This window comes from Ideonella sp. P3_A4, assembly GCF_056403075.1.
Map to the genome: position 1 here is coordinate 1 of NZ_JBFUGE010001380.1, position 514 is coordinate 514.

Genomic DNA, 514 nt, shown 5'->3' on the forward strand with positions numbered 1-514 from the left:
TCTCAACGCTGTCGCTGAGGCCTGGTCCGACACGCCCTGGGCCAGCCGCGCCGTGGATTGCCTGGGCGACCTGGCCCAGCCGCAGCTCGTCGACAGCGGCCCGGCGTTGACCGGCGCGCCCTTCCGCTGGCTGCGCCCGGCGCAGCGTGAAGCGTTGTCGCTGGTGCGGCACAGCAGCTCGTTTCTTTGGGGCCCGCCGGGCACGGGCAAGACCACCACGTTGGGCGTGTTGCTGGCCGAGTACCTGGACAGCCGGCCCGACGCCCGCGTGCTGCTGCTGTCCACCACCAACCAGGCTGTGGACTTGGCGACGATTTCCGTCGACAAGGCGCTGCAAAAGGGCCGGCGAGACCACTGGCGTAACGCCGTCCAGCGGCTAGGCACACGTTTCGACGCTGCCGCCTATGCTGGTCGAGAACACCTGATCCCCACCGACGACCGTGGCCTGATCGACGCGCTGGCGCGTGCTGAAGCGGCCCGGCCGTCGCCACGGAATGCGTCCGGGCTGAAGGCC

1 protein-coding gene is annotated in these 514 nt (G+C 70.2%); it reads left to right on the forward strand.

Going from position 1 to position 514, the window contains the following annotated elements:
- A partial coding sequence (locus AC1DYI_RS38115; RefSeq protein ID WP_477209226.1) for an AAA domain-containing protein occupies positions 1-514 on the forward strand: 514 nt, incomplete at both ends.